A 26,488-nucleotide genomic window follows, 5' to 3' on the forward strand; every position below is an offset into this window, starting at 1 on the left:
AGAGGGCGGGGTCAGGGAGTACTGCGGGGGGTGGGGGACGGGGAGGAGGAGGGGGACGGTGTGGCGGCGGGGGCGGCCGGCAGCCCCGGAGTCGAGGTCAGTGTGAGCGGCTGGGCGTCCGTGAGCGGACGTATGAGCGGGGACGTCGCGGCGGCACCGGCGACCACCGGAGTCGTCAGTGTCTGCGTGACGTCCTGGCCGCGGCCCGCCGGAGCGGGAACTCCGGGCAGCAGCGGGGCGGACACCGCGGTCGGAGCCACCGGGCCATTGCCGAGCGCCCGCTCGCCCTGGGCGAGTACCGGCCCGACGGACCGGCGTCGCCCCGACTCGGGAGCCGTGGGACTCCCGGTTCCCTGGGAACGCGACGGCGTCACATTGCTTCCGGCGCCGGCCCCTCCGCGCGCGTCCGGTGTGTCTCCCGGGATTCCGGTGGACACACCGCCGAGCGCGACGGCGGCCAGCGACACCGCGCCCGCCGCCGCGAAGGCGAACCGCAGCCCGCGCGAGGCCGACCGCTCGGCCTCGTGACGGCTGACGTCATGGATACGGAAACCGCGCCCCGGAGCGGGGGGCAGTACATCGGCGTGCGGTCCGGCCGGCACGTACCCGAAGGGTTCGCCCCGCATTCCGAAGACGCCGGGCATCCCGGGGCCGGCGGAGCCGCCGGGGAGTCCGCCGCCGAAGCCTCCTGCGCCCAGTCGCGGGCTGTCGGAGTCGCCTCCCCCGGGGAGTCCCTGGAGCCGGGCCAGGAAGCTTTCGGAGGGGGGCGGCGGGGCCATTTCGGCGAAGACGTTCTTCAGTCGGCGCTGGGCGTCGGCCTCGGCCTTGCACTTCGCGCAGGTGACGAGGTGGGCCAGGACGCGGTCACGCGACTCATGACCGAGCTCTCCGTCCACCAGGGCGGAAAGTCGGTCCCCGAGGTGCTGCTCGGCAGGGGTGGGACGGGTTCCACTCACGCGGTCGCGCCCCCTCCCCCCAGCACGGGCACCCGGGCCGCGAACGAGCGTCGCTCGGCGCGGGCCTCGGGAGACCGGTGTGCCAGGGCCTTGCGCAGCTGGGAGCGGCCGCGGTGGATCCGGGAGCGGACCGTGCCGAGCTTGACGCCCAGGGTCGCGGCGATCTCCTCGTAGGACAGTCCTTCGATGTCGCAGAGGACGACGGCGGCGCGGAACTCGGGCGCGAGCGTGTCCAGCGCCTGCTGGACGTCGGCGTCGAAGTGCGCGTCGTTGAAGACCTGCTGCGGGGAGGGCTCGCGGCTGGGCAGCCGCTCGGCCGCGTCGTCGCCGAGGGCGTCGAAGCGGATGCGCTGCTTGCGCCGCACCATGTCGAGGAAGAGGTTCGTGGTGATGCGGTGCAGCCAGCCCTCGAAGGTGCCGGGCGTGTAGGTCGACAGCGAGCGGAAGACACGGACGAAGACTTCCTGAGTGAGGTCCTCGGCGTCGTGCTGGTTGCCCGTGAGGCGGTAGGCCAGACGGTAGACCCGACCGCTGTGCGTGCTGACGATCTCCTCCCAGGTGGGGGGAGTCCACGCCTGCGACTCCGCGTCGGTGGTGAACGTCGCGGTCTGCGCCGGGGCGGCAACGTGGAACTGGTCAGCTTTGTCGGTCACGGATTTCGGCTCACCCGCTGATCTGAGTAGGCGCCTCAGCACCCCTCCCCGATCCACAGGCGCAGCCGCACCTCCCCTGTCGGCTCTGGTGGTGTCCAGTGGAGCCCCTACCATAGCCACCTCGCCCGTTAGCTCCGGATAAGCGGTTTTACGAGAATTTGATACGGGGTCATAGGGGCGCGTGTCCGTCTGACCGCGGCCCCGCTCCGTGTACCGGTCCATCGACTTCCCCCCGCTCGGCTTCCCCACCCCTCTAAACGCCCGGTCCCATCCGCAGGTTCCCGGCACCAACGGATACAGTCACGCCCAGGCAATCACGGGGACAGGAGTGGGTCATTACCGGCAACCGGCAGACGAGCTGGTCGGCGTTCGCCGACGCCTTTGTCGCCGAGGACGAGGCACTGCGGTGGGCCCGGGACCGGGCCCACGAGGCAGGCCTGCGCTCGGTGTCGCCGGGCACGGGCGCCGCGCTGCGCCTGCTGGCCGCCACCGTCGACGCGAAAGCGGTCGCCGAGATAGGCACCGGGACCGGTGTCTCCGGAATTCATCTTCTGCACGGCATGCGGCCGGACGGGGTACTGACCACGGTGGATCAGGAGCCGGAGCGCCAGCAGTTCGCCCGGCAGGCGTTCCGCGCGGCCGGTTTCGCCAGCAACCGGGCGCGGTTCATCCCGGGCCGCGCGCTGGACGTCCTGCCCCGTCTCGCGGACGCCGGCTACGACCTCGTGTTCTGCGACGGCGACCGGCTGGAGAGCCTGGACTACCTCGCTGAATCGTTGCGCCTGCTGCGGCCGGGCGGGCTCGTGGCCTTCGAGGGCGTCTTCGCCGACGGCCGCACGGTGGACTCGGGACCGCAGCCGGTGGAGGTGAGCCGGTTGCGCGAACTGCTGCGCGCGGTGCGCGAGAGCCAGGAGCTGGTGCCGTCGCTGCTGCCGGTCGGCGACGGGCTGCTGTGCGCGGTCAAGCGCTGACCCGACCGCCCCGCCCGTTTCCCGTCAGACGCCTCTGACCTGGCCGTATGCCCTCGCCGGTCGCTGCCCGGTCGAGCGGCGCGGCAGTCCCTTACGCGACAAAAAAGCTTCCCCGGCACCATGTGCGGTGCCGGGGAAGCCGAAGAGGTACGGTCGCGTTCCGCGTCAGCCGACGACCTTCTTGAGGGCGTCGCCGAGCGCGTCGGCCTCGTCAGGGGTCAGCTCGACGACGAGCCGACCGCCGCCTTCGAGCGGAACGCGCATGACGATGCCCCGCCCCTCCTTTGTCACCTCGAGCGGGCCATCGCCCGTCCGCGGCTTCATGGCCGCCATGCTCGTTCCCCTTCCTGAAACCAGCTCATCGTCGCCGACGGCCCCCTCGGAGGGCACGCACGTCCCCTCATAGGACACACGTCACCGGCATCGAACACATTGCTTCCAGGCCATTATCCCGCATCTCAGGACCCGATGACCAACATCAGTCGGCATCGCTTGCGCAACGCGCTTGAGCAAAACCACTCAATTCGGCGATGTGGCTGCGATACTGCGCCGCCGCATGGACTTCCAGGGCAAGGAATTCTTTGACGCAGGTCACACGCGGGCCCCGCGCCACCGCCGGTGATCTCCGCCATGCTGTCATCGGACACAGGCCGTACCGGCCGGTACGGCGAGCCGCGACCCCGGAAGGGACCCACCATGGCCGACACCGTGCTCTACGAGGTGAGCGACGGACTCGCGACGATCACGCTGAACCGCCCCGAGGCGATGAACGCGATGAACACCGAGACCAAGGTCGCCTTCCGGGACGCGGCGCAGGCGGCCGCGGCGGACGACGCCGTACGGGCGATCCTGCTGACCGCCGCCGGTGACCGCGCGTTCTGCGTCGGACAGGACCTCAAGGAACACATCGGGCTGCTGGCCGCCGACAAGCAGTCGGGGTCGCGCCACACCATGGGCACCGTGCGCGAGCACTACAACCCCATCGTGCGGGCCCTGACCGGCGCCGCGAAGCCCGTGGTGGCCGGGGTCAACGGCGTCGCGGCCGGGGCCGGATTCGGTTTCGCGCTCGCGGCGGACTATCGCGTCGTCGCCGACACGGCCGCCTTCAACACGTCCTTCGCCGGAGTCGCGCTGACCGCCGACTCGGGGATCTCCTGGACGCTGCCCCGCGTCATCGGCCCGAGCCGTGCCGCCGATCTGCTGCTCTTCCCGCGCAGCATCACCGCCCAGGAGGCGTACGAGCTGGGCATCGCGAACCGGCTGGTTCCGGCCGGTGAGGTGCGGGCCGAGGCGGAGAAGGTGGCGCGTGCGCTGGCCTCGGGGCCGACGCTGGCGTACGCCGCGCTGAAGGAGTCCCTCGCGTTCGGGCTCACCCACTCGCTGGACGAGACCCTGGAGAAGGAGGACGAGCTCCAGGCACGGGCCGGCGCGTCGGAGGACCACACCATCGCGGTCCAGGCATTCGTGAACAAGGAGAAGCCGAAGTACCTGGGGCGCTGACCCGGTCCGGGGCGGGAGCCGCCGGCCGCTGCCGGCCCGCGGCGCCGCCCCTCCTGCCCTCGACGGCCGCCGGCCGTCTCCGGGAGGGCACCCGGGTCACGCGGCGTCGCGTACCGCGCAGTCCGCCAAGTGGTCGTTCACCAGGCCGCACGCCTGCATCAGGGCGTACGCCGTCGTCGGGCCCACGAAGCGGATGCCGCGCTTCTTGAGGGCCTTGGAGAGGGCGGTCGACTCGTCGGTGACGGCCGGTACGTCGGAGAGTTTCCCGGGGGCCGGACGGGTGGCCGGGTCGGGGGCGAAGGACCAGATCAGCTCGTCCAGCTCGCCCGGGGCCCAGTCGGCCAGCACGCGCGCGTTGGCGACGGTCGCCCGGATCTTGGCGCCGTTGCGGATGATCCCCGGATCGGCGAGCAGCCGTTCCTCGTCGGCCTCCGTGAACGCCGCCACCTCGGTGATCCCGAAGTCGGCGAAGGCCGCGCGGAAGCCCGACCGGCGGCGCAGGATGGTGATCCAGGACAGCCCCGACTGGAAGGCCTCCAGACACAGCCGCTCGTAGAGGGCGTCGTCGCCGTGGACCGCCCGGCCCCACTCCTCGTCGTGGTACGCCACGTAGTCCTCGGTGGACAGCGCCCAGGGGCAGCGCAGGACGCCGTCGGGTCCGGCCAGCGCGTCGCTCACTGCTCGTCCTCCGGGTGCTTGCGCAGCGAGGTGGTGTGGCTCGCCGCGCGGGCGCCCGCGAGCGCGGACTCCAGGTCGGCGATCCGGGCGTCCCGCTCGCTGATCTCGGCGCCGAGCCTGCCGAGGGCGTCGTCGACGTCCGCCATGCGGTATCCCCGCACGGTGACGGCGAAACGCAGCGCGTCGACGTCGGCCTGGTGCACCGGACGGTCGTACGGCAGAGGATCGCTGAGCCGTTCCGGTTCGGCGTCGGCAAGGGGGGTGCTCTCGCCGCCGCCCACCACGGACAGGGTGACCGCGGCGACCACGACGGCGAGTGCGACGACCAGGAACAAGAACATGAACATCGCTGAGGTCCCCACGCTCTGGTGCCGGCGCTGATCGCGTCGGCGCGAAAGTACTGGTGCTGACGAAGGCAGCCTGACGCTGGAAGTGTCAGGGTCCGATCGTGCCATGCGAGTCTGACAGTTAAGGTCGCAGGCGGCTTATCAGTGCGACTTACCGGGAGAGGTCACAGGGGATGCTCAGGCTGGGCAGGCGTGAATTCGACGCGCACGAGCCGGTGATCATGGCGATCGTGAACCGGACCCCGGACTCCTTCTACGACCGAGGGGCCACCTTCCGGGACGAGCCCGCCCTCGCGCGCGTGGAGCAGGCGGTGTCCGAGGGGGCCGCCATCATCGACATCGGCGGGGTCAAGGCCGGGCCCGGCGAGGAGGTGACCGCCGAGGAGGAGGCGCGCCGGACGGTCGGCTTCGTCGCCGAGGTGCGCCGCCGCTTCCCGGACGTGGTCATCAGCGTCGACACCTGGCGGCACGAGGTCGGCGAGGCGGTCTGCGAGGCGGGTGCCGATCTGCTCAACGACGCCTGGGGCGGCGTCGATCCGCGACTGGCCGAGGTGGCCGCCCGGTACCGGGTGGGGCTGGTGTGCACGCACGCCGGGGAGTCGGAACCGCGCACGCGTCCGCACCGGGTCGCGTACGACGACGTGATGGCCGACATCCTGCGGGTCACGCTCGGCCTGGCGGAGCGCGCGGTCGCCCTCGGGGTGCCCCGCGAGTCGGTGCTCATCGATCCCGGGCACGACTTCGGGAAGAACACCCGGCACAGCCTGGAGGCGACGCGACGGCTGGAGGAGATGGTCTCCACCGGGTGGCCGGTTCTCGTCTCCCTCTCCAACAAGGACTTCGTGGGCGAGACGCTCGACAAGCCGGTCAAGGAACGGCTCGTCGGGACGCTGGCGACGACCGCCGTCTCGGCATGGCTGGGGGCGCAGGTGTACCGCGTCCATGAGGTCGCGGAGACCCGCCAGGTGCTGGACATGGTGGCGTCGATCGCCGGGCACAGACCGCCGGCGGTGGCCCGGCGCGGCCTGGCGTAGCGGACGGACCGCGGGATGCGGGGTGCGCGGACCGCACGGCTGCGGGACGCACGGACCACATGGACCGCCCGGCTGCAGGACGCACGGCGCACGGGAGAGGCCGACTCCGGAGAGCCGCCTTCCCGTACGCCCGGCCCGTCGGGGCCTCGGCCCAGGCGGACGCGGGTCCCGTCGAGGGGTGGGCCCCTCGGACCTCCGGAGCGGGCCCTAGCGGCCGGCCTCCTTCGACACCAGGGCCACCGCTTCGTCCACCTCGTCGGTCAGGTGGAACAGCAGCAGGTCCTTCTCGGACGCCTTGCCCTGGGCGATGAGGGTGTTCTTGAGCCAGTCGACGAGGCCGCCCCAGTACTCCGTGCCGAACAGGACGATGGGGAAGCGGGTGACCTTCTGGGTCTGGACCAGGGTGAGCGCCTCGAAGAGCTCGTCGAGGGTCCCGAGGCCGCCGGGCAGGACCACGAAGCCCTGCGCGTACTTGACGAACATCATTTTCCGGACGAAGAAGTACCGGAAGTTCAGCCCGATGTCGACGTACGGGTTCAGCCCCTGCTCGAAGGGGAGCTCGATGCCGAGGCCGACGGAGATGCCCTTCGCCTCGCAGGCGCCCTTGTTGGCGGCCTCCATGGCACCCGGTCCACCGCCGGTGATCACCGCGAACCCGGCCTCGACCAGGCCCCGGCCCAGGGCGACGCCCGCCTCGTACTCGGGCGAGTCCACCGATGTCCGGGCCGAGCCGAACACACTGATCGCGGGCGGGAGTTCGGCCAGCGTGCCGAAGCCTTCGATGAACTCCGACTGGATGCGCAGAACCCGCCAGGGATCGGTGTGCACCCAGTCGGAGGGACCGCCCGCGTCCAGCAGCCGCTGGTCCGTGGTGCTCGCCTGGACCTGATCCCGCCTGCGCAGCACCGGGCCCAGCCGCTGCTCCTCAGGTGGCCGCTTCTTTCCCCTCGGGTCGCCAGTAGCCATGTCCACTCCCTCCGCGTACGGATCTCCCCCGCTCCGGCCGGGGCCGGTGCGGGGGAAGGTCGTTCCGCCCCAGAGTAGATCTCCGCCGGTTACGGCGGGGGGACGCGGGCATGTCCGCCATGAACCACCGGCGGATACACAGGTCCGGCCAGGACCTGCCCGGCCGGAGGGGTCCTAGGCGGTGAGCCAGTCGCGCAGCCGCTGTTCGCCCGCGAGGATCTTGGCCGTTTCCACTCGCTCGTCCCGCTTGTGCGCCAGGTGGGGATTGCCGGGGCCGTAGTTGACCGCCGGGATGCCGAGGGCGCTGAAGCGCGAGACGTCCGTCCAGCCGTACTTGGGCTGCGGGGTGCCCCCCACCGCCTCGATGAACGCCGCGGCGGCCGGGTGGGAGAGGCCCGGGAGGGCGGCACCGCTGTGGTCGTCGATGACGAACTCGTCCACACCGCAGTCGGCGAAGACCTCGCGGACGTGCTCGATCGCCTCCTCCTCGGTGCGGTCGGGCGCGTAGCGGAAGTTGACGGTGACGACGCACTCGTCGGGGATGACGTTGCCCGCGACACCGCCCGAGATGCCCACCGCGTTCAGTCCCTCGCGGTACTCCAGGCCGTCGATCACCGGGTAGCGCGGCTCGTACGCGGCCAGCGCGGCGAGGATCGGGGAGGCCGCGTGGATGGCGTTCGAGCCCATCCAGCTCCGGGCCGAGTGGGCCCGCTCGCCCTTGGTCTTCAGCAGGACCCGCAGCGTGCCCTGGCAGCCGCCCTCGACCTGTCCGTCGGAGGGCTCCAGGAGCACCGCGAAGTCGCCCTGCAGCCAGTCGGGGTGGGCCTCGGACACATGCTTCAGCCCGTTCAGGTGGGCCGCGACCTCTTCGTTGTCGTAGAAGACGAAGGTCAGATCCCGGTTGGGTGCGGGGACGGTGGCCGCGATACGGAGCTGGACCGCGACGCCCGACTTCATGTCGCAGGTGCCGCAGCCCCACAGGACGCCGTTCCCGTCGAGGCGGGAGGGCACGTTGCCGGCGATCGGCACGGTGTCGATGTGGCCGGCGAGGACGACCCGCTCGGCGCGGCCCAGGTTCGTACGCGCCACGACGTTGTTGCCGTACCGGTCGACCGTCAGATGCGGCAGGGCGCGCAGGGCGGCCTCGACGGCGTCCGCGAGCGGCTTCTCGCTGCCGCTCTCCGAGGGAAAGTCGACGAGCTGCGCGGTGAGTCCGGCTGCGTCCTGGGTGAGGTCAAGTGGGGTGTCGGCCATGCCGTCGACCCTAGCGCGCCCGGTCCGGGGGTCCCGAAAACAACCGGATGCGGTCGTATCCCCCGGCCGCCCTCCCGTTGTCCACAGCCCCACAGATCGCCGACAGCGGTCTCCAGTACCTTGTACGCGTGTCTGAGCCGTCCCCCACTCCTGTCCGGCGCCGCCGTCGCCTCCTTCGCTTCGGAGGGGCCCTCGTGGTCCTGTTCGCGATCGCGGGCTATCTCGGCGTGCAGTACCTGACGGGCGGCGTGGGCGCGCCGCGCTGCAAGGTCGTCTCCGGCAACAGCGACGGCGCGTCCTACGAGTTCACGCCCGAGCAGGCGGTGAACGCGGCGACGATCTCGGCCATCGGCACCTCCCGCGGCATGCCCGAGCGCGCGGTGGCCATCGCCCTCGCGACGGCGCTCCAGGAGTCGGGGCTGCGCAACATCCAGCACGGCGACCGGGACTCGCTCGGCCTGTTCCAGCAGCGGCCGTCGCAGGGCTGGGGCACCAGGAAGCAGATCATGGACCCGACCTACGCGGCGGGCGTCTTCTACGAGCACCTGGCCAAGGTGCCCGGCTACTCGCGCCTGCCGCTCACCGTCGCCGCGCAGCGGGTGCAGCACAGTGGCTTTCCGCAGGCGTACGCGAAGCACGAGCCGGACGCCACGCTGCTCGCCGCCGCGCTGACCGGCCGCGCGGCGGCCACGCTGACCTGCCAGGGGCGTCCGGGCGCGACCCCGGCGGGCGGCCCGGCCCCGGTGCGGGCCGCGCTCGCCCGGGACTTCGGGCGCGATGTGCTCCAGGAGGCGGGCGCCACCGTGGGTGCCGCGGGTTCCTCCGCGTCGCCGACGCCCAGCGCCCCGGCCGCCGCGGAGACCGCCGACCGGACCGTGACCGTTCCCGTGCGCGAGGAGTCCACCGCCGGGACCGGGGCGCTGCGCCGCGGCTGGGAGCTGGCGCACTGGGCGGTGGCCAACTCCTCCGCCCTGCACATCGAGCGGGTGTCGTACGCGGGGCGCGAGTGGACCGCGGGGACCTCGGAGGGCTCGTGGCGCACGGCCGACGCGAAGGGCGGTCCGGCGGAGAAGAAGGCCGCGGCCGAGGTCCGGATCGTCACCGGGCAGTAAGCGACCGGGCAGCAGTACGGGTCCTCACCCTCAGGGAGGACCCGGCCCTCGGCGGGCCGGCGCGGTGCGGGAGCCTTCGCCCGCTCACCGCGGCATCCGGGAAATCCCTTGGGGACAAAGGGCCGCGGGCATTCGGCGGGCGTTCCGGCCGTGCATTGTTTGCCCGTTTTTATCCACAACCGATAATGCGACGCATTACCAACTCTTTGCGGCGGGCCACCGCAACCTTCGCGGACTTCGAGCGGTAGTCACTGCGTCCGAGCCCGGAACGATCACCTCAGTCGATCAGCATCCGGTGGCGCGGTCGGTCGGCAGCCAGCCGGTCGGCTGCCGGGCACGGCAGGACACTTCCCCGTTCTCTTCCGTCTAAGGAGCACCATGTCCCTCCCCCTGACCCGCCGGATCGCCCGTGTCGTGCTGCTCGTCGCGGCCGGAGCGGCGCCCGTGGTCGGTGCGGCCGGCTCCGCCTGCGCGGCCGACCTGCCGGTCGCCACCAACCTCGGCGGGCTGACCGCCCTGGACGGGGCGAACGTCGGCAACACGGTCGACGGAGCGACGCAGAACGTGACCGGGATCGCCGACAGGTCCGGCGGCCACACGGTCAAGAAGTCCGTGCCGGCCACGGGCAGGACCGGCGGGAAGGCCGCCAAGAAGGCGACGCCCGCCGCCCAGAAGGCGGCCGGGGACGTGGCCGGGCAGGCCGGCGGCCTCGTCGGCGCCACCGCGCAGAGCGCGGCCGGCGGCGGCCTGCCGACGGGCTCCGTGACCACGGGCGGCCTGCCGACCGGACAGCTTCCGCTGAAGGGCCTGCCGCTCGGCTAGTCGAGCCGGGGCGTACGGCGACGGGGTCCGGGAACTCGCTTCCCGGACCCCGTCGCCGTAGTCCCACCGGCTACCGCAGTCGTTCCACCGCCGCCGCCACGCGCTCGTCCGAGGCGGTGAGGGCCACGCGGACGAACTTCTCGCCCGCCTCGCCGTAGAAGTCGCCCGGGGCCACCAGGATGCCCAGGTCGGCCAGATGGGCCACCGTGGACCAGCAGGACTCGTCCCGGGTGGCCCAGAGGTAGAGGCTCGCCTCGCTGTGCTCGATGCGGAAGCCGTGGTTCAGGAGTGCCTCGCGCAGGACGGCGCGGCGGGCGGCGTAGCGGTCGCGCTGCTCGCGGACGTGGGTGTCGTCCGAGAGGGCCGCGACCACGGCGGCCTGGGTCGGCGCGGAGGTCATCATGCCGCCGTGCTTGCGGATCGCGAGGAGCTCACCGAGGACGGCCGGGTCGCCCGCGAGGAACGCGGCGCGGTAGCCCGCCAGGTTCGAGCGCTTGGAGAGCGAGTGGACCGAGACGATCCCCTCGTAGGAGCCGCCGCACACGTCCGGGTGCAGCACCGAGACCGGGTCGGCCTCCCAGCCCAGCTCGATGTAGCACTCGTCGGAGAAGACGAGGATGCCGTGTTCGCGGGCCCAGGCCACGATCCGGGTGAGTTCCGCGGCGGACAGGACCCTGCCGGTCGGATTCGACGGGGAGTTCAGCCACAGCAGCTTCAGGCCCGTCGGGTCCAGCTCCGTCGGGTCGTCGAAGACGACGTGCTCCGCCCGCGCGAGCCGCGCGCCGACCTCGTACGTGGGGTACGCGAGGCGCGGGTACGCGACCTTGTCGCCGGGGCCGAGACCGAGCTGGGTCGGCAGCCAGGCGACCAGTTCCTTGGAGCCGACGATCGGCAGGACATGGCGGTGGGTGACGTCCCGCGCGCCGAGCCGTCGCTCCACCCATCCCGTGAGCGCGTCGCGCAGTTCGGGAGTGCCCCACACCGTGGGATAACCGGGCGAGTCCGCGGCCGCGACCAGAGCTTTCTGGATCAGCTCGGGCACCGGGTCGACCGGGGTGCCGACGGACAGATCGACGATGCCGCCCGGGTGAGCGGCGGCGGTCGCCTTGTAGGGCTCCAGCTTGTCCCAGGGGAAGGTGGGAAGCCGGTCGGAGACTGCGGACACGGGATCGGGCTCACTTTCTCGTACGGACGGCCCGTACCGGCGGATACCGGCTGCCGCACGGACTGCTGCGGGCTGAAACGGCAAATGCCTCGGCCCCGTACGGCGATCGGAGCGATCAGCGGTACGGGACCGAGGCGGCGCGTATGCGGGCCGCTTACTGGTTCTGCGGCGGAAGCGCTGCGATGAAGGGGTGGTCGCGCTCGATCAGACCGAGCTTGCTGGCGCCGCCGGGCGAGCCGAGTTCGTCGAAGAACTCGACGTTCGCCTTGTAGTAGTCCTTCCACTCTTCCGGAGTGTCGTCCTCGTAGAAGATCGCCTCGACCGGGCACACCGGCTCACAGGCTCCGCAGTCGACGCATTCGTCCGGGTGGATGTACAAGGACCGGGAGCCCTCGTAGATGCAGTCGACCGGGCACTCCTCGATGCACGCCTTGTCCTTGACGTCGACACAAGGCTGCGCGATGACGTAGGTCACGCTGTCGTTCCTCCTCGATAGGGCGCTGGCGGGCCTCCGTAGGCTCCGCCGCCTGGCGCGCGGGAGCGCGGCGTCGTCGATGCCCGCCCCTAGTATCTCCGTTCTTGGGCATGATCCGAACAGGAGGGGTGAACTGACCTGTGGAAATCTCTGCTTCCGGCCGCCTTGAGGTCCGTATCACCGCTGCTGACGTGGGAAAACGTGTCTCGGTGCGACGCATGATCGACGACGGAGACACGGGAGAGAAGTTCACCGATACGGTCGGTGTTCTCACATCATGGGACGACGGTGTGCTCCTGATCACACGACGGACCGGTGAACGCGTCCGGATCGCGGAATCCTCGCTGGTCGCGGCCAAGGTCGTGCCGTCCGCCCCGGCACGTCGGCGCGGGCCCGCGGCGTCCTACGAGGAGCTGGCGCGCGTCGCCGCGCGGGCCTGGCCGCCGGTGGAGAGCGAGCGGCTCGGCGGCTGGGAGCTGCGGGCGGCGAGCGGGTTCACCCGGCGCGCCAATTCCGTGCTGCCGCTGGGCGACCCGGGGATACCGCTCGACCGGGCCCTGACGTCCGTACGGGACTGGTACGCCGCCCGTGATCTGCCCGCCTACGTCCAGAGCGCGACCGGCGCCGAGGGGACGCAGGAGGTGCTCTGCGCGGAGCTGGAGGCGCGCGGCTGGACACGAGAGGTGACCGCCGAGCTGTGGACCGGCCCGCTCGCGCCGGTCGCGGACCTGGAGGCTCCCGGGGCACCCGAGGTGGCGCTCTCGCGCACGGCCGACGACGCGTGGCTCGGCCGATACCAGCGCAGAGGCGTGAGCGACGTGGCCCTGAAGGTGCTGGGCGGCGGGCCCTCGGTGTGGTTCGCGACGGTGCCCGGCGACGCAGGCGCGGCTCCGGCCGCGATCGGGCGGTGCGTGGTGGACGGCCGCTGGGCCGGTTTCGCCGCTGTCGAGGTCGACCCGGACCGGCGCCGCAGGGGCCTCGCCACCGCCGTCATGGCCGCCCTGGCCCGTCGCGCCCTGGACGAGGGCGCCTCGGCGGCCTGGCTCCAGGTGGAGGCGGGCAACACCGGGGCCCGGGAGTTGTACGCCCGGATGGGCTTCGGCCCGCATCACGCGTACCACCACTACCACTGGACGCCCGGCACCGGCACGGACGTCCGTCCGGGCACCGCCGCCGATGCCGGCACCGACGCCGGCACGTCGCCGGACGGCAGTACGGCGGACGGCAGCGCGGCGGACGGCGGACGCGTCGGCACCGAGCCGGGTGCCGAGCCGTATCGATCAGCGTGAAGGGGCACGAGCCAGCCATGCGTTCCCCCGAGCCACCGCAGCCGGAGCGAGCCGACGAGGTACGGCGGCGGTTCGCCGACGAGGCGCGGGCCGAGCGGCCCGATCTGGCGGCGCTGTGCCTGCTGATCGGCGCCGCGGCGGACAGGACGCTGGACGAGGCCGGGACGGACGCGGCGCAGATCGAGCTGGACGACCTGGCGGGCCGGCTGCCCTTCCGGCCGGACGGTCCCCGCTCCTGGGCGACCGCGCTGGCCGAACTCCTCGGCGGGCGCTGCGGATTCCGGGGCACGCCGGGTGACTACCAGCGGCTGGAGTCCTCCCTGCTGCACACGGTGCTGCGACGGCGGCGCGGGCTGCCCATCCTGCTCTCGGTGGTGTGGATGGAGGTCGCCCGGCGGGCCGGGGCGCCGGTCTACGGGGTCGCGCTGCCCGGTCATTTCGTGGTGGGTTTCGGACCGCCCGAACAGCAGGTGCTGGCCGATCCCTTCGACGGCGGGCGCGTGCTGACGGGCGCCGACGCGGAACTCCTCGTCGCGGGCGCGACCGGCGCTCCGCTCGACCCGGCGATGCTCACCCCCGCCGACCCGCTCGACGTCGTGGTGCGCGTCCTGAACAACATCCGTGCCTGGGCCGCCGCCCGCCCCGAACGCTCCGACGTGGCCCTGTGGTCGGTGGACCTCTCCCTGCTGCTGCCCTCGCACCCGGCGCGCCTGCGCTACGAGCGGGCCCAACTCCTCGTCCAGCGCGGCGACTTCCTGACCGGAGCCGGTGAACTCGACGCGTACGCGGACGTGGTGGCGGCCGTGGACGAACCGGCCGCGGCCCGAGTACGCCAACAGGCCCACGCGGCACGGGCGATGCTCAACTGAGGCACCGGCCGGCCGTGCCGCTCACAGCCATCCCTTCTCCCGCGCGATCCGTACCGCCTCCGCCCGGTTGCGTACCGCGAGTTTCTGGATCGCGGTCGAGAGGTAGTTGCGGACGGTGCCCTGGGAGAGGTGGAGGGCCTTGGCCAGTTCGGCGTTGGTGGAGCCGTCGGCGGCGGCGCGGAGGATCTCGCGCTCACGGTCGGTGAGGGGGTTGGCGCCCCCGGCCAGGGCGGCGGCCGCGAGGGTGGGGTCGATGACCCGCTCGCCGGCCAGCACCTTGCGTACGGCCGCGGCGAGCTGGGCCGCGGGGGCGTCCTTGACCAGGAAGGCGTCGGCGCCGGACTCCATGGCGCTGCGGAGATACCCGGGGCGGCCGAAGGTCGTGAGGATGACCAGCTTGAGGGCGGGGAACTCCTGGTGGAGTTCGGCCGCGGCCTCTATCCCCGTCATGCCCGGCATCTCGATGTCGAGGAGCGCCACATCCACGTCATGGGTGCGGGCCGCCGCCAGCACCTCGTCGCCGCGGGCCACTTGGGCGACGACCTCGATGTCCGGCTCCAGTCCCAGCAGGGCGGCCAGCGCCTCGCGGACCATCGACTGGTCCTCGGCGAGCAGGACCTTGATCGTGCGGCTCATGCACCGGATCCTACGGGGTCGTCCGCCGTGTCCGCGGAGGCCCGGTCGTCCGCCAGGGGCGCCCGTGCGACCAGTCGGAATCCACGCCGGACGCGTCCCGCCTCCAGTGATCCGCCCGCCTTCTCCAGGCGTTCGGTCAGGCCCGTCAGACCGTTGCCGTGGACGGCGCCCGAGGAGCCGCCCGAGCCGTCGTCCTGCACCGTCAGTTCGAGCACCGGGCCGTCCAGGGTCTGGCGCCGGACGAGTTCCACCGAGCAGCGCCGGGCGTCGCTGTGCCGTACGACGTTGGTGACCGCCTCACGCAGCGCCCAGGCCAGCGCGGACTCGCACTCCTCGGGAACACCGTCGAGATCGGGTTCGGCCGGCAGGTCGGCCACCACGTCCGCCGCGGTCAACGCGACCTGGGCGCCCGCGAGTTCACCGGCCAGCCGGGGCCGCCGGTAGCCGGTGACCGCCTCGCGCACGTCCACCAGGGCCTGGCGGCTGACCTGTTCGATGTCGGCGACCTGCTGGGCCGCCTTGTCGGGGTGGTCGGGGAGCATCCGCCCGGCCAGTTCGCTCTTCAGCGTGATCAGCGAGAGGGAGTGGCCGAGCAGGTCGTGCAGGTCCCGGGCGAGCCGCAGGCGCTCCTCGTTCGCGGCGAGCTGGGCGACGGTGGCCCGCGCCTTGCGCAGCTCCACCGTCGTGCGGACAAGCTGCCGTACGCCGGTCATCGCGAATCCGATGAGGACGACGAGCAGGACGAGGTTGCGGGCGTCCCGCTCGCCGCCGTGCAGGCCGACGAGCAGCATCACGACGGCGGTCAGCGGGATGGTCCAGTACGAGACGCGCAGCGGGAACGTCGTCCCGCAGGCGACCGAGACGTAGACGAACAGGCCGAGCCAGGGCGCCCCGAGCGTCAGGCACAGGACGACGGCCAGCGCGCCGAGGGCGATCACCATGAGGGTGACGGCCAGGGAGCCCGTGAACGCCTTGCCCATGTGCCGGAAGACCAGCATCAGATAGACCGCGACGAAGGCCGCGAGGCCCACCCAGCCGGCCGCGGTGGCCGCGGACGTGTGGTGGCCGGAGACGAGGTCCTGGACCGGCGAGCTGAGGAACACCAGCCAGATGACGATCCACACCGACTTGCGCAGGGCCTCGCGGAGGTTGCGCGGGGACTCTCCCATCCTCACGATCCGGTCCGTGCGGGCCCCGTCGGGCAGCGGGTCTTCCGTCATGGCACTCACGCCTTCAGCGTGTCCTTCCGGTACAGCCAGGCCGCGCCGCCCGCGAAGACGGCGAAGGAGACGGCGAGGATCGCGATGTCCTTCGCGTGCGGGGCGTTGCCCAGTTCGATGGCCTGCCCCAGGGCAGCGTACGCGTGCGTGGGCAGCCACTTCGCTATGTCCTGCAGCCAGTCGGGGAAGGTGGTCGTCGGCATCCACAGGCCGCCGAGCATCGACAGACCGAAGTAGACGATCATCGTGATCGGACGGACCGCGTCCCCGCTCGCGAGATAGCCGATGGCGACGCCGAGCGCGGCGAAGACGAGGCTGCCGGCCCAGATCACGCCGGTGAGCGCGAGCCACTGCCAGGCGTCCAGGCGTACGTCCTTCACCACCGCCGCGACCACGAAGACGATCACGATCGACGGCAGGCTGATCACGGCGGCGCTGGCCGTCTTGGCGAACACATAGCCGCGGCCCGGCAGCGTGGTGAGCCTCAACTGCCGTACCCAGCCGCTCTCCCGCTCCTTCGCGATGCGTTCGCTGTTGCCCATCAGGACGGCCGTCAGGGCGCCGAAGGAGGCCATGGAGACCATGAAGAAGGTCGGCAGGGTGAGGCCGGTGCCGGGCACCTTGGTGGTGCTGTCGGCGCTGCCGGCGATCAGCAGGAACAGGGCCGAGGGGTAGATCACCGAGAAGAACAGGAACTTCCGGTTGCGCAGGGCGCGGGTGATCTCCAGCTTGATGAGACTGTTCACTTGGACGTGGCCTCCTCGGCGGCGGTGCGGGTGGCCTGTGAGGCCGGAGCGCGGGTGGCCTCCGCGGCCGCCGCGAGGGTGGCCTCCTCGGCGGCGGTGATGGCGACGAAGGCCTGCTCCAGGCCGAGCCCGGCGACTTCGAGGTTGCGGGGGTAGACCCCGAGCCCGTACAGCGCGTGGACGGTGGCGTCCGCGTCGGAGGACTGGATGCGGACGGTCTGCCCGGACCCCGCGGCGGAGCCGCTTTTGGACACAGTGATCGAGGTGAGGAACGGCAGCGCGCGCAGCGGGGCCTCGTCGATCGCGCCCTCCAGGTCGAACGCGACGCGGCGGGCGCCGGCCTTGGCCTTGATCTCGGCGGCGGTGCCGTCGGCCAGCAGCCGTCCCCGGTGCAGGACGAGCACCCGGTCCGCTATGGCGTCGGCCTCCTCCAGGTAGTGCGTGGCGAACAGGACCGTACGGCCCTGGTCGGCCTGCTCGCGCATGGTGGCCCAGAAGGCCTGCCGGGCGGAGACGTCCATGCCGGTGGTGGGCTCGTCGAGGACGATCAGGTCGCTGTCGCCGGCCGTGGCGAGGGCGAAGCGGACGCGCTGTGCCTGGCCGCCGGAGAGCTTGTTGACCTTGCGGTCGGCGATCTGGGTGATGCCGGCGCGGGTGAGGACGTCACCGGCGCGGTACGGCTTCGGGTGCAGATCGCAGGCGAGCTTGACCAGTTCACCGACGGTTACCTCGTCCATGAGTCCGCCGCTCTGGAGCATGGCGCCCACCCGGCCGGCCACGATCGCCTCGCGCGGGCCGGTGCCGAACACCCGGACCGTCCCGCTGTCGGCGTTCTTGAGGCCGAGCAGCAGGTCCAGCGTGGTCGACTTGCCCGCGCCGTTGGGGCCGAGGAGGGCCACGGTCTCGCCGGGGTGCAGGTCGAGCGTCAGGCCGTCCACGGCCCGGACGTCCCCGTAGCTCTTCGTCACCGATTCGAACCGGACCACCGATGTGGTGGTGGTCGCCGCAGTCGTTGTCATGTCGTCCATCGTGAGGGAGGAGGGGGCGTCCGCGGCAGTGCGGTGTGTCCTGGGTCGCGGATGACAGATGTCATGCCGACCGCGCCCGTGCCCCTCGGGCGAGGTCGCCCGTGGCGCGCGGCGGATCGGTTCCGTGCCCGGGGGATGCGTGTGCCACGGCAAGAGGGCACCCGGCCGATGAGAACTCGGCCGGGTGCCCTCCGCGCGCGGTGCGCCCTAGTTGGGGTTGGTCGGGATGGTCACGTCACGGGCGGCGGTCGTCTTCCCGACGAGCGCCCGGCCGACGGCGGAGGCCACGTCCGCCGGGCTCACGGCCTTCTTGCTGCCGTCGCCCCTGGTGATCGTCACACCGTCGAAGGCATGGCCGTACAGCGACTGGAGCACGTTGAGGTCGTAGTGCTCCACGAGCTTGCCCTGGATCGGCCGGACGCTCAGGAACTTCCAGATGGACTTCTGCGGGCTGAAGGGGATGTAGTGGCTGGCGTCCGTACGGATGGTGATGTTCGCCGACATGGCGACCGTCGCGAACGTCGACATCTTCCGGTCCACCTCGTCCCTGGCGATCGTCGGCTGACGGGTCGTGGTGGCGACCTTCACCGGGGTCGTGGCGTTGGTCTCCACCTGGGCGCGGTAGGCGTCCTCGACGGCCTGGATGGACGCTTCGGCGTCGATGCCCTTGCCCGCCTTGCCGTAGACGGCGACGGCCTTGCCCGGCTGGAACTTGATCGTGCCGTCGTTCGCCGAACCGGCGCCGCCGGCGGCGCGCTCCAGGGCGGCCTGCAGCTTCTCCTTGTCGACCGGCATGACGGGCTCGACCACGCGCTCCTGGCCGAACAGCGAGCCGATCACCGAGATCGGGTTGTAGTCGCTGCCGGCGGCGGCGCGGACGGTGGCCTGGCTGTCGAGCTGGAGTCCGGCCTGGTCGGGCCTGAGCTGGACGGTGTCGCCGTCGACGGACAGGGTGATCGGCTTGTTCGTCCGCGTGCCGAAGGCGTCGTCGAGCTTCTTGACGGCGTCGTCCCGGGTGCCGCCGCCGATGTCGACGCCGAGCACGGTGGTGCCCTTGGGCACGTCCGAGTGGTTCATGAGCAGACCCGCCCCGTAGGCGCCGCCGCCGAGGACCACGACGAGGAAGCCGAGGAGCGCCGGCTTGTTGCGGCCCTTTTTCTTCTTCGTCTGCTGCGCGGAGGCGGACGGCTGGCGGACCGGCTCGGGCAGCTTCGGCGGGGTGTGCGACCGGGGTCCGTCGTTGCCCTCCCCGGCCTCGAACGCGAAGTTCTGGCTGGGTGTCACGACGGGGATGCCACTGGTCAGTGTGTGCCCGGAGACGTTCTCCGCGGGGGCGCCGTAGCCACCGGGTCCCGGGGAGGGCGCCGGCTTCTGCGGGGTGAGGATCGCGGTGTCGTCGCTGAGACCGCCGCTGAGGCCGCCGCGCGAGCCGGTGCCGGGGTATCCCTGGCCGGTGTTCCGGTTGCCGGGTCCCGGGCCGCGCGACGCGGCCAGGCTGCCGGGCGCCGCGCCCGCGCCGGCCGGAGGCGCCAGCGGGCCGTCACCGGTGGTGGGACCGGTGGTCGGACCGGCCGGGCCGCCCCTGCCGCCCTCGGAGAAGTACGGGAGGTCGTCGCGGCGCGGTTCTCCGGACCCGGCGGACCCGCCGGATCCGCCGGCCGCACCGATGGCCGGGAAGGAGCCGGTGTCGCGCAGCGCGCCGGAGACGTCGAAGGAGCCCGTGCCGCCGCCGTGGCCGGGGGCCACGGGTCCGGCGCCGGTGGCACCGGGGAGCCCGGCACCGTTCGTACCGCCGGGCCGGACGCCGCCGGTGATGCCCAGCGGGCCGGCGCCGTTGGACGTCATCGGCCGTCCCGCGCCCTGCGTGCCCGCCGAGCCGTTGGTGCCACCGCTGCCGCCGGCGCCGTTGGGAACCGAACCGCCGGGCAGGCCCGCCCCATTGGTCGAGCCGCCTCCCGGTCCGCCCTTGGGGGGCGCGCCGGCCTTACGGGGCGCGAACCAGTCGCTCGTCTTCTCCTCGGCCGCCGCGGGCTGGTCCCCCTGCGGTGTCGCGGGTGCCGGTGCGGACGGGGCCGGGGCGGTGTCCGCCGGGGCCGGGGCGCCCGCGGGCGAACTCATGCCCTGCGGCGCCCGGTGGGTCCCGGTGCGCGCGCCGTCGCCGCCCTCGGGGGACGCGTCGGTGTCGGCGACGGGGGTACGGACGACCACGGGCGGGATGGGCCGCGACCCGGGGATGTTGATCCGGATCCGGGTCGTCAGCGTGGTCTCGGTCTTGCGCTCCTCCGGCGGCTTGCCGGCGGCCGAACGGCCCGCGTCGGCACCGCCTTCGGAGGCCATAGGGGTTCCGTACGGCGGCGTCCCCGACGGGTACGCGGCTCCACCGCGCCCGTTGGGCCCGGAGGACGAACTGTCAGTTTCACGACTCAAGGCAGGTTCTCCCGGTTGGCTCCGCCGCCCGTTTACTCGACCTCATCTCGGGCAGCTCGGCGGCGCGCACCACCATACTGGCCATGTACGACCCGCAAACCTCGCCCGTGCAGGAATCTCGCACAGGACCCGCGCGGGACCGATACGGCGAAGTGGTACGTCACTTGCCAAGTCGGGCATCGGAAGGGCCTGGTTGCCGCCCCTGACCGAGGGTGGCGCACATCACAGCCAGCGCCATGCCTCCGAGCAGGAAGAGGTACGAGACGACCCCCGCGCCGAAGAGGAAGTCCCCTTCCGGGCGGCTGGCGGTGAGCAGGACGACGGCGACCATCCAGCCGGCCGCGGGGGCCACGGCGCCGGCCCGGGACTCGGTGGCCCGCGCGCCGCCCAGGAACAGTCCGGCCGCACCCGCCAGCGCGAGCAGCAGCCCGAACGGGAACCAGCCCGGCTGCACCAGCGCGCCGGCGACCCCGACCACGGCACCGAGCAGGAAGAGCCCCAGGTAGGCGGCGATCCGCCCGCCCGAGGGCCGGGTCAGCGGCTGGGCGAGCATGCTCGCGCCACCGCGCTGTCCGTTCGTACTCATCACAGATCCGCCCCTCGACAGGTCGCCCTCGTCGTCGCCGCGCCCGTCATCGGTCGATCCCCTCGAAGAGGTCCGTCTCACGGGTCGCGGGCCGCCGGGCGTCGGCCAATTCGTAGTACTCGGTGGTGAAGAGCGGCTGCGCCAGCTCGTTCGAGAGGACGAACCAGGGCCCGTCCACGGTGATCTGGGTGGCGTGCGCCCGCATCGCGGCGGCCTTGGCCGCGGCGTACGCGGTTCCGTCGATCTCGGTGGTGATCGTCGCCTCGTCGACCACGCCCGGTACGTCGTCGACGGCGGCCGCCCGGTCGAACGGGAGTTCCGGGAGGGCGTCGCGCAGCCGGGCGAACGCGTCCTCGGCGACGGGGCGCGGCACGCGGTTCCAGTAGGTCTTGGTGATCCGCCAGGCGTCGCCGAGGTCGGGGCGGTGGGTGGGCCGGGCGGCCAGTTCGGCGGCGCGCATGGCCACGCGGTGGGCCTGGATGTGGTCGGGGTGCCCATAACCCCCCTCGGGGTCATAGGTGACGAGCACCTGGGGTCGTACCTCGCGGATCACCTCCACGAGGCAGTCGGCGGCCTCGTCGAGGTCCGCGGCCCAGAAGGCGCCCGCGCGGTGGTTCTGCTCGACACCCATCATCCCGGAGTCGCGGAACCGGCCGGGGCCGCCCAGGAAGCGGTGGTCGGCGACACCCAGTTCCTTCATGGCGGCGCTCAGCTCACCCGTCCGGTACGGGCCGAGTCCACCGTCACGGTCGGGGGCGAGATGGGCGAGTTCGGGCGGGATGACCTCACCCTCCTCGCCGAGGGTGCAGGTCACCAGCGTCACCTGGGCGCCCTCGGCCGCGTACCGGGCCATGGTCGCGCCGTTGTTGATCGACTCGTCGTCCGGATGCGCGTGCACCAGGAGCAGACGCCGGTCGGGCAGTTCCGTCATGGCCCCACCCTACGAGGCCCCGGAGCCCGTCCCGAGTCCCCGTGGTTTCGAGGGAGCCGGACAGGGCAGGCGGGGAACGGGAGCCGGGCCCCGGGCCCGGGTGTCGTCCCCGCCGGCGCTCCCACGGGTCAGAACTTGATGCTGCCGATCATCCCCGCGATGTTCGTGGTCAGGTTGCTGATCGTGGGCGCGATCGTCGAGGAGGCGAGATAGAAGCCGAGCAGCATGCAGACGACCGCGTGCCCGCCTTTCAGTCCTGACTTCTTGATCAGAAGAAAGACGATGATCGCCAGCAGCACCACCGCCGAAATCGAGAGTGCCACGGCGGCTCACCTCCAAAGTTCCCAGGGACCTGGGGTCCGGTACGGGGTCGGACATGGGGGGGTCGGTAAATCCTTGCAGCAGCCAGCAGGTTCCTACCCACGCAGCGCTAGTGATCATAACTATCCGTACGCGCGCATCGATCGGCGCACGGCCGCACAAGGGGGCGCATGGCCAATATGGTCGAGGCATGACGACCGAGCCTCTCTCCTTCCCGCGTCGGTACGCCCGCACCCAGCGGTTCACCTCCGGCGCGCCGCGCGCGTTCACCGTGTCCCCCGACGGCTCCCGTGTGGTGTTCCTGCGGTCCGCCTCCGGTACGGAGCGGGCGCATCAACTGTGGGTCCTCGATGTGGCGGAGGGCCGGGAACGGGTGGCGGCCGACCCCGCGGCGCTGCTCGGCGGCGCCACCGAGCACCTCTCCCAGGAGGAGCGGGCGCGCCGCGAACGCAGCCGCGAGGGCGGCGCGGGAATCGTGGGCTATGCCACGGACGCAGCCGCCGAGTTGGCCTGTTTCACCTTGTCAGGACGGCTGTTCACGGCGGAGCTGCGGGCCGGCACGGCACGTGAACTCCCGGTCCCCGGACCGGTGATCGACCCGCGCCCCTCTCCCGACGGCACGCTCGTGGCGTACGTCCACGGGGGCGCGCTGCGGGTCGTCGGGGCCGAGGGCGAGGGCGACCGGGTGGTCGCGGAGCCGGAGCCCGTCGCGGCGCCCGGATCGGTTTCCTATGGAACGGCCGAGTTCATCGCGGCCGAGGAGATGGGGCGTTCACGCGGCTTCTGGTGGTCACCCGAAGGAGACCGGCTGCTCGTCGCCCGGGTCGACGACACGCCCGTACAGCGCTGGTGGATCTCCGATCCGGTGCACCCGGAAGCGGAGCCGCAGCGGGTCGCCTACCCGGCGGCCGGAAGCGCCAACGCGGAGGTCCGGCTCTTCGTGTTCGGGCTCGACGGGGTCCGCACGGAGGTCTCCTGGGACCGGGCGCGGTACCCGTATCTGGCCCATGCGCACTGGTCAGCGGCGGGTGCGCCGCTGCTTCTGGTGCAGGCGCGGGACCAGCGCAGCCAGTTGTTCCTGGCCGTGGACCCGGATTCCGGGACGACTCGGATGGTGCACGCGGACGAAGATCCAACTTGGCTTGATCTTTTCCCCGGAGTGCCGTGCTGGAGCCCCGGCGGACAGCTCGTCAGGATCGCCGACGAGGGCGGCGCGCGAGTCCTGGCGTTCGGTGAACGCCCGCTGACCGGAGCCCAGTTGCATGTCCGGGCGGTGCTCGACGTCTCGGCCGACGACGTGCTGATCGCGGCTTCGGCGGGCGAGGGCGCGAACGACCCGGAAACCGGCGAAGTGCATGTGTACCGGGTGAACGAACTCGGCCTGGAGCGCGTCTCGCAGGAGCCGGGCGTGCACTCGGCGGTTCGCGCCGGGGGCGTGACCGTGCTGGTGTCGTCGGTGCTCGATCAGCCGGGCGCCCAGGTACAGGTGCTGCGCGCGGGAAAGCCGATCGCGACCATCCCCTCCTATGCCGAACACCCCGGTTTGTCCCCGCGCGTGACGCTCACACAGGGGGGCGCACAGAAAATCCCATGCGCCGTGCTTATGCCTACCGACTACGACGGCGACACTCCCCTACCGGTCCTGCTGGACCCCTACGGCGGTCCGCACGGGCCCCGCGTGCTGGCCGCGCACAACGCCCACCTCACCTCGCAGTGGTTCGCCGACCAGGGCTTCGCGGTGGTCGTCGCCGACGGCCGCGGCACCCCGGGGCGCTCCCCCGCCTGGGAGAAGGCGATCCGCGACGACCTCACGCTCTCCCTGGACGACCAGGTGGAGGCGCTGCACGGTCTCGCCGAGCGGTTCCCGCTCGACCTGTCCCGGGTGGCGATCCGCGGCTGGTCGTACGGCGGCTGGCTCGCGGGGCTCGCCGTGCTGCGCCGCCCCGACGTCTTCCACGCGGGCATCGCGGGCGCCCCGGTCGCGGACTGGCGGCTGTACGACACCCACTACACGGAGCGGTACCTCGGCGATCCGGCGGCGAGCCCGGCGACGTACGCGAAGAACTCGCTGGTCACCGACGAGGGGCTCTCCGCGCCCGCCGAACCGCACCGGCCGCTGATGATCGTGCACGGCCTCGCGGACGACAACGTGGTGGTGGCGCACTCCCTGCGGCTGTCCTCGGCGCTGCTGGCCGCCGGCCGCCCGCACGAGGTGCTGCCGCTCTCGGGGGTCACCCACATGACCCCGCAGGAGACGGTCGCCGAGAACCTGCTCCTGCTCCAGGTGGACTTCCTGCGGCGCGCTCTCGGTCTGGGCTGACACGGCAACGAGCCGGGGTGACATGGCGCACCCCGGCTCGTTTACGGCACCCGCACGGCCGTACGGTGTTCACCTTGGCGCGTCCGTATATCGGTACCGCTTCCGCCAAGTTGCTTGCGTGTTAACGAAGTTCGCTCACATTTGTGATGTTATGCAACCCCGTCGGTCGGCTCCTCCGGGGGAACGACCTGCTTCTCCTCCGCGAAGTGACAGGCCGAGTCGTGGGCGGCCGGACCGGCGGCGAGCCGGAACTCGGCCGGCACCGCGAGCAGCGGCACCTCCAGCGTGCAGCGCTCCTGCGCCTTCCAGCAGCGGGTGCGGAACCGGCAGCCGGACGGGACGTTCGCGGGCGAGGGCACGTCCCCGTGGAGGATGATCCGCTCCCGGTGCTCCCGGGCCTCCGGGTCCGGCACGGGAACGGCGGAGAGCAGCGCCTGGGTGTACGGGTGCGTCGGATGGTCGTAGATCTCGATGTCCCTGCCGGTCTCCACGATCCGCCCGAGGTACATCACCCCGATCCGGTCCGAGATGTGCCGCACGATCGACAGGTCGTGCGCGATGAAGACATAGCTGAGGTCGAACTCGGACTGGAGCTTGTCCAGCAGGTTGATCACCTGCGCCTGCACGGAGACGTCCAGCGCGGAGACCGGTTCGTCGGCGACGATGATCTCGGGCCGCAGCGCCAGGCCCCGCGCGATGCCGATGCGCTGACGCTGGCCGCCGGAGAACTGGTGCGGATAGCGGTTGATGTACTCCGGGTTGAGGCCGACCACGTCCAGCAGGTCCTGGACCCTGCGCCGCCGGTCGCCCTTCGGCGCGACCTCGGGGTGGATGTCGTAGGGCTCCCCGATGATGTCGCCGACGGTCATCCGCGGGTTGAGGGAGGTGTACGGGTCCTGGAACACCATCTGGATGTTGCGGCGTACGGCCTTCAGCGCCTTGCCGGTCAGCCGGGTGATGTCCTCGCCCTTGTACTTGATCGAGCCCTCGGTCGGCTTCTCCAGGTTGACCAGCATCCTGGCGACCGTCGACTTGCCGCAGCCGGACTCGCCGACGATGCCGAGGGTCTCGCCGCGGCCGAGGTGGAAGTCGACGCCGTCCACGGCCTTGACCGCCCCGACCTTCTTCTTGAACAGGATGCCCTGGGTGAGCGGGTAGTGCTTGACCAGTCCGCTGACCTCCAGCAGCGGCTCAGTTGCTGCTTGTGTCATCGAGGCACTCCCTCCAGAAGAAGCAGGCGCTCCTGCGGTCCGCGTCGACCTCCGCGAGCGGCGGCACCTCGCTGCGGCAGATGTCCTGGGCCATCGGGCAGCGCGGGTTGAAGGCGCAGCCCGGCGGGATGTGCATCAGGTTGGGCGGCAGTCCCTTGATCGCGTACAGCTCCTGGCCCTTCTGGTCGAGCCGGGGGATCGATTTCAGCAGCCCCTTCGTGTAGGGATGGGCGGGGGCCTTGTAGATGTCGTGGACCGGGGCCGTCTCCACGATCCGGCCCGCGTACATCACCGCGATCCGGTCGGCGACGTCCGCGACGACGCCGAGGTCGTGGGTGATGAGGATGAGTCCCATGTTGAGCTCGCGCTGCAACTCGGCGAGCAGGTCCATGACCTGGGCCTGCACGGTGACGTCGAGCGCGGTGGTCGGTTCGTCGGCGATGATCAGGGCGGGCTCCAGGGCCAGCGCCATGGCGATCATGATGCGCTGGCGCATACCGCCGGAGAACTGGTGCGGATAGTCGCGCACCCGCTCGGCGGCGGCCGGGATGCGCACGTGCTCCATCAGCTCGATCGCCTTGGCGCGGGCGTCCTTGCGTGACATCCCCCGGTGCACGGTGAACATCTCGCCGAGCTGGTCGCCGACGGTGATCACGGGGTTCAGGGAGGACAGCGCGTCCTGGAAGATCATCGCCATCTCGGCGCCCCGCACCTTGCGCCGCTCCTCCTCCTTGAACTTCAGCAGGTCCTTGCCCTGGAAGAGGATCTCGCCACCGGTGATCTTCCCGGGCGGCATGTCGAGAATGCCCATGACCGCCTGGGCGGTCACCGACTTGCCGGAGCCGGACTCGCCGAGCACGGCGAGCGTCTCGCCCTCGTCGACGCTGTAGGTGACCCCGTTGACGGCCTTGGCGACCCCGTCCCGGGTCCTGAACTCCACCTGCAGATCGCGCACTTCGAGCAGCACGGCG

Annotated in this window: 27 protein-coding genes; 8 read left to right on the forward strand and 19 right to left on the reverse strand. The window is 71.9% G+C overall.

Features of this window, described 5'->3' with window-relative positions:
* Positions 1-11: 11 nt before the first annotated feature.
* Together OHT01_RS14755 and sigE are read right to left on the reverse strand one after the other, a co-directional pair.
* The gene (locus OHT01_RS14755; protein ID WP_328553611.1) at positions 12-956 is read right to left on the reverse strand and encodes an anti-sigma factor family protein; all 945 of its coding nucleotides are present in this window, start codon (positions 954-956) and stop codon (positions 12-14) included.
* Positions 953-1,651, reverse strand: coding sequence for an RNA polymerase sigma factor SigE (gene sigE, locus OHT01_RS14760; protein WP_328553612.1), 699 nt, complete (start codon positions 1,649-1,651; stop codon positions 953-955). The genes OHT01_RS14755 and sigE overlap by 4 nt, the downstream gene beginning before the upstream one ends.
* Before the next feature lie 227 nt (positions 1,652-1,878).
* Here sigE and OHT01_RS14765 point away from each other — a divergent pair, with 227 nt between their 5' ends.
* A complete protein-coding gene (locus tag OHT01_RS14765) occupies positions 1,879-2,580 on the forward strand; it encodes an O-methyltransferase (protein WP_328558122.1) in 702 nt (233 codons plus the stop codon).
* A gap of 165 nt (positions 2,581-2,745) precedes the next feature.
* Here the strand turns inward: OHT01_RS14765 and OHT01_RS14770 are convergent, their stop codons facing one another.
* Positions 2,746-2,913, reverse strand: coding sequence for a DUF3117 domain-containing protein (locus tag OHT01_RS14770; protein WP_003966491.1), 168 nt, complete (start codon positions 2,911-2,913; stop codon positions 2,746-2,748).
* A gap of 363 nt (positions 2,914-3,276) precedes the next feature.
* Here OHT01_RS14770 and OHT01_RS14775 point away from each other — a divergent pair, with 363 nt between their 5' ends.
* On the forward strand, positions 3,277-4,080 hold the full coding sequence (locus tag OHT01_RS14775) for an enoyl-CoA hydratase/isomerase family protein (RefSeq protein ID WP_328553613.1): 804 nt from the start codon (positions 3,277-3,279) through the stop codon (positions 4,078-4,080).
* 96 nt (positions 4,081-4,176) lie between these two features.
* Here the strand turns inward: OHT01_RS14775 and OHT01_RS14780 are convergent, their stop codons facing one another.
* Positions 4,177-4,758: a DNA-3-methyladenine glycosylase I gene (locus OHT01_RS14780; RefSeq protein WP_328553614.1), complete on the reverse strand. Its 582-nt coding sequence runs from the start codon at positions 4,756-4,758 to the stop codon at positions 4,177-4,179.
* Positions 4,755-5,105 carry a DivIVA domain-containing protein gene (locus tag OHT01_RS14785; protein ID WP_328553615.1) on the reverse strand — a complete coding sequence of 117 codons (351 nt, stop codon included), beginning with the start codon at positions 5,103-5,105 and terminating at the stop codon, positions 4,755-4,757. The genes OHT01_RS14780 and OHT01_RS14785 overlap by 4 nt, the downstream gene beginning before the upstream one ends.
* A 173-nt stretch (positions 5,106-5,278) precedes the next feature.
* Between OHT01_RS14785 and folP the strand changes: the two genes are divergently transcribed.
* Positions 5,279-6,139, forward strand: a complete 861-nt coding sequence (gene folP, locus OHT01_RS14790; RefSeq protein ID WP_328553616.1) for a dihydropteroate synthase — start codon at positions 5,279-5,281, stop codon at positions 6,137-6,139.
* Positions 6,140-6,346: 207 nt separating this feature from the next.
* Here the strand turns inward: folP and OHT01_RS14795 are convergent, their stop codons facing one another.
* Entirely contained in the window at positions 6,347-7,105 is a 759-nt protein-coding gene (locus OHT01_RS14795) for a TIGR00730 family Rossman fold protein (protein WP_328553617.1), read from the reverse strand.
* 174 nt (positions 7,106-7,279) lie between these two features.
* On the reverse strand, positions 7,280-8,359 hold the full coding sequence (gene dapE / locus OHT01_RS14800; RefSeq protein WP_328553618.1) for a succinyl-diaminopimelate desuccinylase: 1,080 nt from the start codon (positions 8,357-8,359) through the stop codon (positions 7,280-7,282).
* Between the two features lie 128 nt (positions 8,360-8,487).
* On the opposite strand from dapE, the gene OHT01_RS14805 reads away from it, so the two are divergent.
* On the forward strand, positions 8,488-9,471 hold the full coding sequence (locus tag OHT01_RS14805) for a heavy metal transporter (protein ID WP_328553619.1): 984 nt from the start codon (positions 8,488-8,490) through the stop codon (positions 9,469-9,471).
* A gap of 378 nt (positions 9,472-9,849) precedes the next feature.
* Positions 9,850-10,293, forward strand: a complete 444-nt coding sequence (locus OHT01_RS14810) for an ATP-binding protein (protein ID WP_328553620.1) — start codon at positions 9,850-9,852, stop codon at positions 10,291-10,293.
* A 70-nt stretch (positions 10,294-10,363) separates the two neighbouring features.
* Here OHT01_RS14810 and OHT01_RS14815 read toward each other — a convergent pair whose 3' ends face one another.
* Positions 10,364-11,458 carry a bifunctional succinyldiaminopimelate transaminase/glutamate-prephenate aminotransferase gene (locus OHT01_RS14815; RefSeq protein WP_328553621.1) on the reverse strand — a complete coding sequence of 365 codons (1,095 nt, stop codon included), beginning with the start codon at positions 11,456-11,458 and terminating at the stop codon, positions 10,364-10,366.
* 154 nt (positions 11,459-11,612) lie between these two features.
* A complete protein-coding gene (gene fdxA, locus OHT01_RS14820) occupies positions 11,613-11,933 on the reverse strand; it encodes a ferredoxin (RefSeq protein WP_018089397.1) in 321 nt (106 codons plus the stop codon).
* Positions 11,934-12,073: 140 nt separating this feature from the next.
* Between fdxA and OHT01_RS14825 the strand changes: the two genes are divergently transcribed.
* Positions 12,074-13,222: a GNAT family N-acetyltransferase gene (locus tag OHT01_RS14825; protein WP_328553622.1), complete on the forward strand. Its 1,149-nt coding sequence runs from the start codon at positions 12,074-12,076 to the stop codon at positions 13,220-13,222.
* 17 nt (positions 13,223-13,239) lie between these two features.
* Positions 13,240-14,091: a transglutaminase-like domain-containing protein gene (locus OHT01_RS14830; RefSeq protein WP_328553623.1), complete on the forward strand. Its 852-nt coding sequence runs from the start codon at positions 13,240-13,242 to the stop codon at positions 14,089-14,091.
* Between the two features lie 21 nt (positions 14,092-14,112).
* Here the strand turns inward: OHT01_RS14830 and OHT01_RS14835 are convergent, their stop codons facing one another.
* The 8 genes from OHT01_RS14835 to OHT01_RS14870 all read right to left on the reverse strand — a co-directional run bounded on the left by OHT01_RS14835 (position 14,113) and on the right by OHT01_RS14870 (position 21,988).
* Complete coding sequence (locus OHT01_RS14835; protein WP_328553624.1) at positions 14,113-14,727, reverse strand: response regulator transcription factor; 615 nt, start codon at positions 14,725-14,727, stop codon at positions 14,113-14,115.
* Positions 14,724-15,947 (reverse strand): sensor histidine kinase, encoded by a 1,224-nt coding sequence (locus OHT01_RS14840; RefSeq protein WP_328558123.1) that lies wholly within the window; start codon positions 15,945-15,947, stop codon positions 14,724-14,726. Before OHT01_RS14840 ends, OHT01_RS14835 begins: the two co-directional genes overlap by 4 nt.
* A 5-nt stretch (positions 15,948-15,952) precedes the next feature.
* Complete coding sequence (locus OHT01_RS14845; protein WP_328553625.1) at positions 15,953-16,693, reverse strand: ABC transporter permease; 741 nt, start codon at positions 16,691-16,693, stop codon at positions 15,953-15,955.
* Positions 16,690-17,712 (reverse strand): ABC transporter ATP-binding protein, encoded by a 1,023-nt coding sequence (locus OHT01_RS14850; protein ID WP_328553626.1) that lies wholly within the window; start codon positions 17,710-17,712, stop codon positions 16,690-16,692. Before OHT01_RS14850 ends, OHT01_RS14845 begins: the two co-directional genes overlap by 4 nt.
* A 216-nt stretch (positions 17,713-17,928) precedes the next feature.
* Positions 17,929-20,148 carry a hypothetical protein gene (locus OHT01_RS14855; RefSeq protein WP_328553627.1) on the reverse strand — a complete coding sequence of 740 codons (2,220 nt, stop codon included), beginning with the start codon at positions 20,146-20,148 and terminating at the stop codon, positions 17,929-17,931.
* A gap of 160 nt (positions 20,149-20,308) precedes the next feature.
* Entirely contained in the window at positions 20,309-20,734 is a 426-nt protein-coding gene (locus tag OHT01_RS14860) for a DUF6113 family protein (protein ID WP_328553628.1), read from the reverse strand.
* A gap of 46 nt (positions 20,735-20,780) precedes the next feature.
* The gene (mshB, locus tag OHT01_RS14865) at positions 20,781-21,665 is read right to left on the reverse strand and encodes an N-acetyl-1-D-myo-inositol-2-amino-2-deoxy-alpha-D-glucopyranoside deacetylase (protein WP_328553629.1); all 885 of its coding nucleotides are present in this window, start codon (positions 21,663-21,665) and stop codon (positions 20,781-20,783) included.
* A 128-nt stretch (positions 21,666-21,793) separates the two neighbouring features.
* A complete protein-coding gene (locus tag OHT01_RS14870; protein ID WP_328553630.1) occupies positions 21,794-21,988 on the reverse strand; it encodes a hypothetical protein in 195 nt (64 codons plus the stop codon).
* 188 nt (positions 21,989-22,176) lie between these two features.
* On the opposite strand from OHT01_RS14870, the gene OHT01_RS14875 reads away from it, so the two are divergent.
* The gene (locus tag OHT01_RS14875; protein WP_328553631.1) at positions 22,177-24,306 is read left to right on the forward strand and encodes a S9 family peptidase; all 2,130 of its coding nucleotides are present in this window, start codon (positions 22,177-22,179) and stop codon (positions 24,304-24,306) included.
* Positions 24,307-24,455: 149 nt separating this feature from the next.
* Here the strand turns inward: OHT01_RS14875 and OHT01_RS14880 are convergent, their stop codons facing one another.
* Positions 24,456-25,517, reverse strand: a complete 1,062-nt coding sequence (locus tag OHT01_RS14880; RefSeq protein ID WP_328553632.1) for an ABC transporter ATP-binding protein — start codon at positions 25,515-25,517, stop codon at positions 24,456-24,458.
* Positions 25,498-26,484: an ABC transporter ATP-binding protein gene (locus tag OHT01_RS14885; protein WP_328553633.1), complete on the reverse strand. Its 987-nt coding sequence runs from the start codon at positions 26,482-26,484 to the stop codon at positions 25,498-25,500. Before OHT01_RS14885 ends, OHT01_RS14880 begins: the two co-directional genes overlap by 20 nt.
* Positions 26,485-26,488: the final 4 nt, after the last annotated feature.

Source organism: Streptomyces sp. NBC_00358 (assembly GCF_036099295.1).
Classification (GTDB): domain Bacteria; phylum Actinomycetota; class Actinomycetes; order Streptomycetales; family Streptomycetaceae; genus Streptomyces.

Coding starts and splice junctions, on each gene's coding strand:
- OHT01_RS14770 (WP_003966491.1), bottom strand. CDS start 2,913: ATGGCGGCCATGAAGCCGCGGACGGGCGATGGCCCGCTCGAGGTGACA.
- OHT01_RS14775 (WP_328553613.1), top strand. CDS start 3,277: ATGGCCGACACCGTGCTCTACGAGGTGAGCGACGGACTCGCGACGATC.
- OHT01_RS14785 (WP_328553615.1), bottom strand. CDS start 5,105: ATGTTCATGTTCTTGTTCCTGGTCGTCGCACTCGCCGTCGTGGTCGCC.
- folP (WP_328553616.1), top strand. CDS start 5,279: ATGCTCAGGCTGGGCAGGCGTGAATTCGACGCGCACGAGCCGGTGATC.
- OHT01_RS14795 (WP_328553617.1), bottom strand. CDS start 7,105: ATGGCTACTGGCGACCCGAGGGGAAAGAAGCGGCCACCTGAGGAGCAG.
- dapE (WP_328553618.1), bottom strand. CDS start 8,359: ATGGCCGACACCCCACTTGACCTCACCCAGGACGCAGCCGGACTCACC.
- OHT01_RS14810 (WP_328553620.1), top strand. CDS start 9,850: ATGTCCCTCCCCCTGACCCGCCGGATCGCCCGTGTCGTGCTGCTCGTC.
- OHT01_RS14830 (WP_328553623.1), top strand. CDS start 13,240: ATGCGTTCCCCCGAGCCACCGCAGCCGGAGCGAGCCGACGAGGTACGG.
- OHT01_RS14835 (WP_328553624.1), bottom strand. CDS start 14,727: ATGAGCCGCACGATCAAGGTCCTGCTCGCCGAGGACCAGTCGATGGTC.
- OHT01_RS14840 (WP_328558123.1), bottom strand. CDS start 15,947: ATGACGGAAGACCCGCTGCCCGACGGGGCCCGCACGGACCGGATCGTG.
- OHT01_RS14850 (WP_328553626.1), bottom strand. CDS start 17,712: ATGACAACGACTGCGGCGACCACCACCACATCGGTGGTCCGGTTCGAA.
- OHT01_RS14860 (WP_328553628.1), bottom strand. CDS start 20,734: ATGAGTACGAACGGACAGCGCGGTGGCGCGAGCATGCTCGCCCAGCCG.
- mshB (WP_328553629.1), bottom strand. CDS start 21,665: ATGACGGAACTGCCCGACCGGCGTCTGCTCCTGGTGCACGCGCATCCG.
- OHT01_RS14875 (WP_328553631.1), top strand. CDS start 22,177: ATGACGACCGAGCCTCTCTCCTTCCCGCGTCGGTACGCCCGCACCCAG.
- OHT01_RS14880 (WP_328553632.1), bottom strand. CDS start 25,517: ATGACACAAGCAGCAACTGAGCCGCTGCTGGAGGTCAGCGGACTGGTC.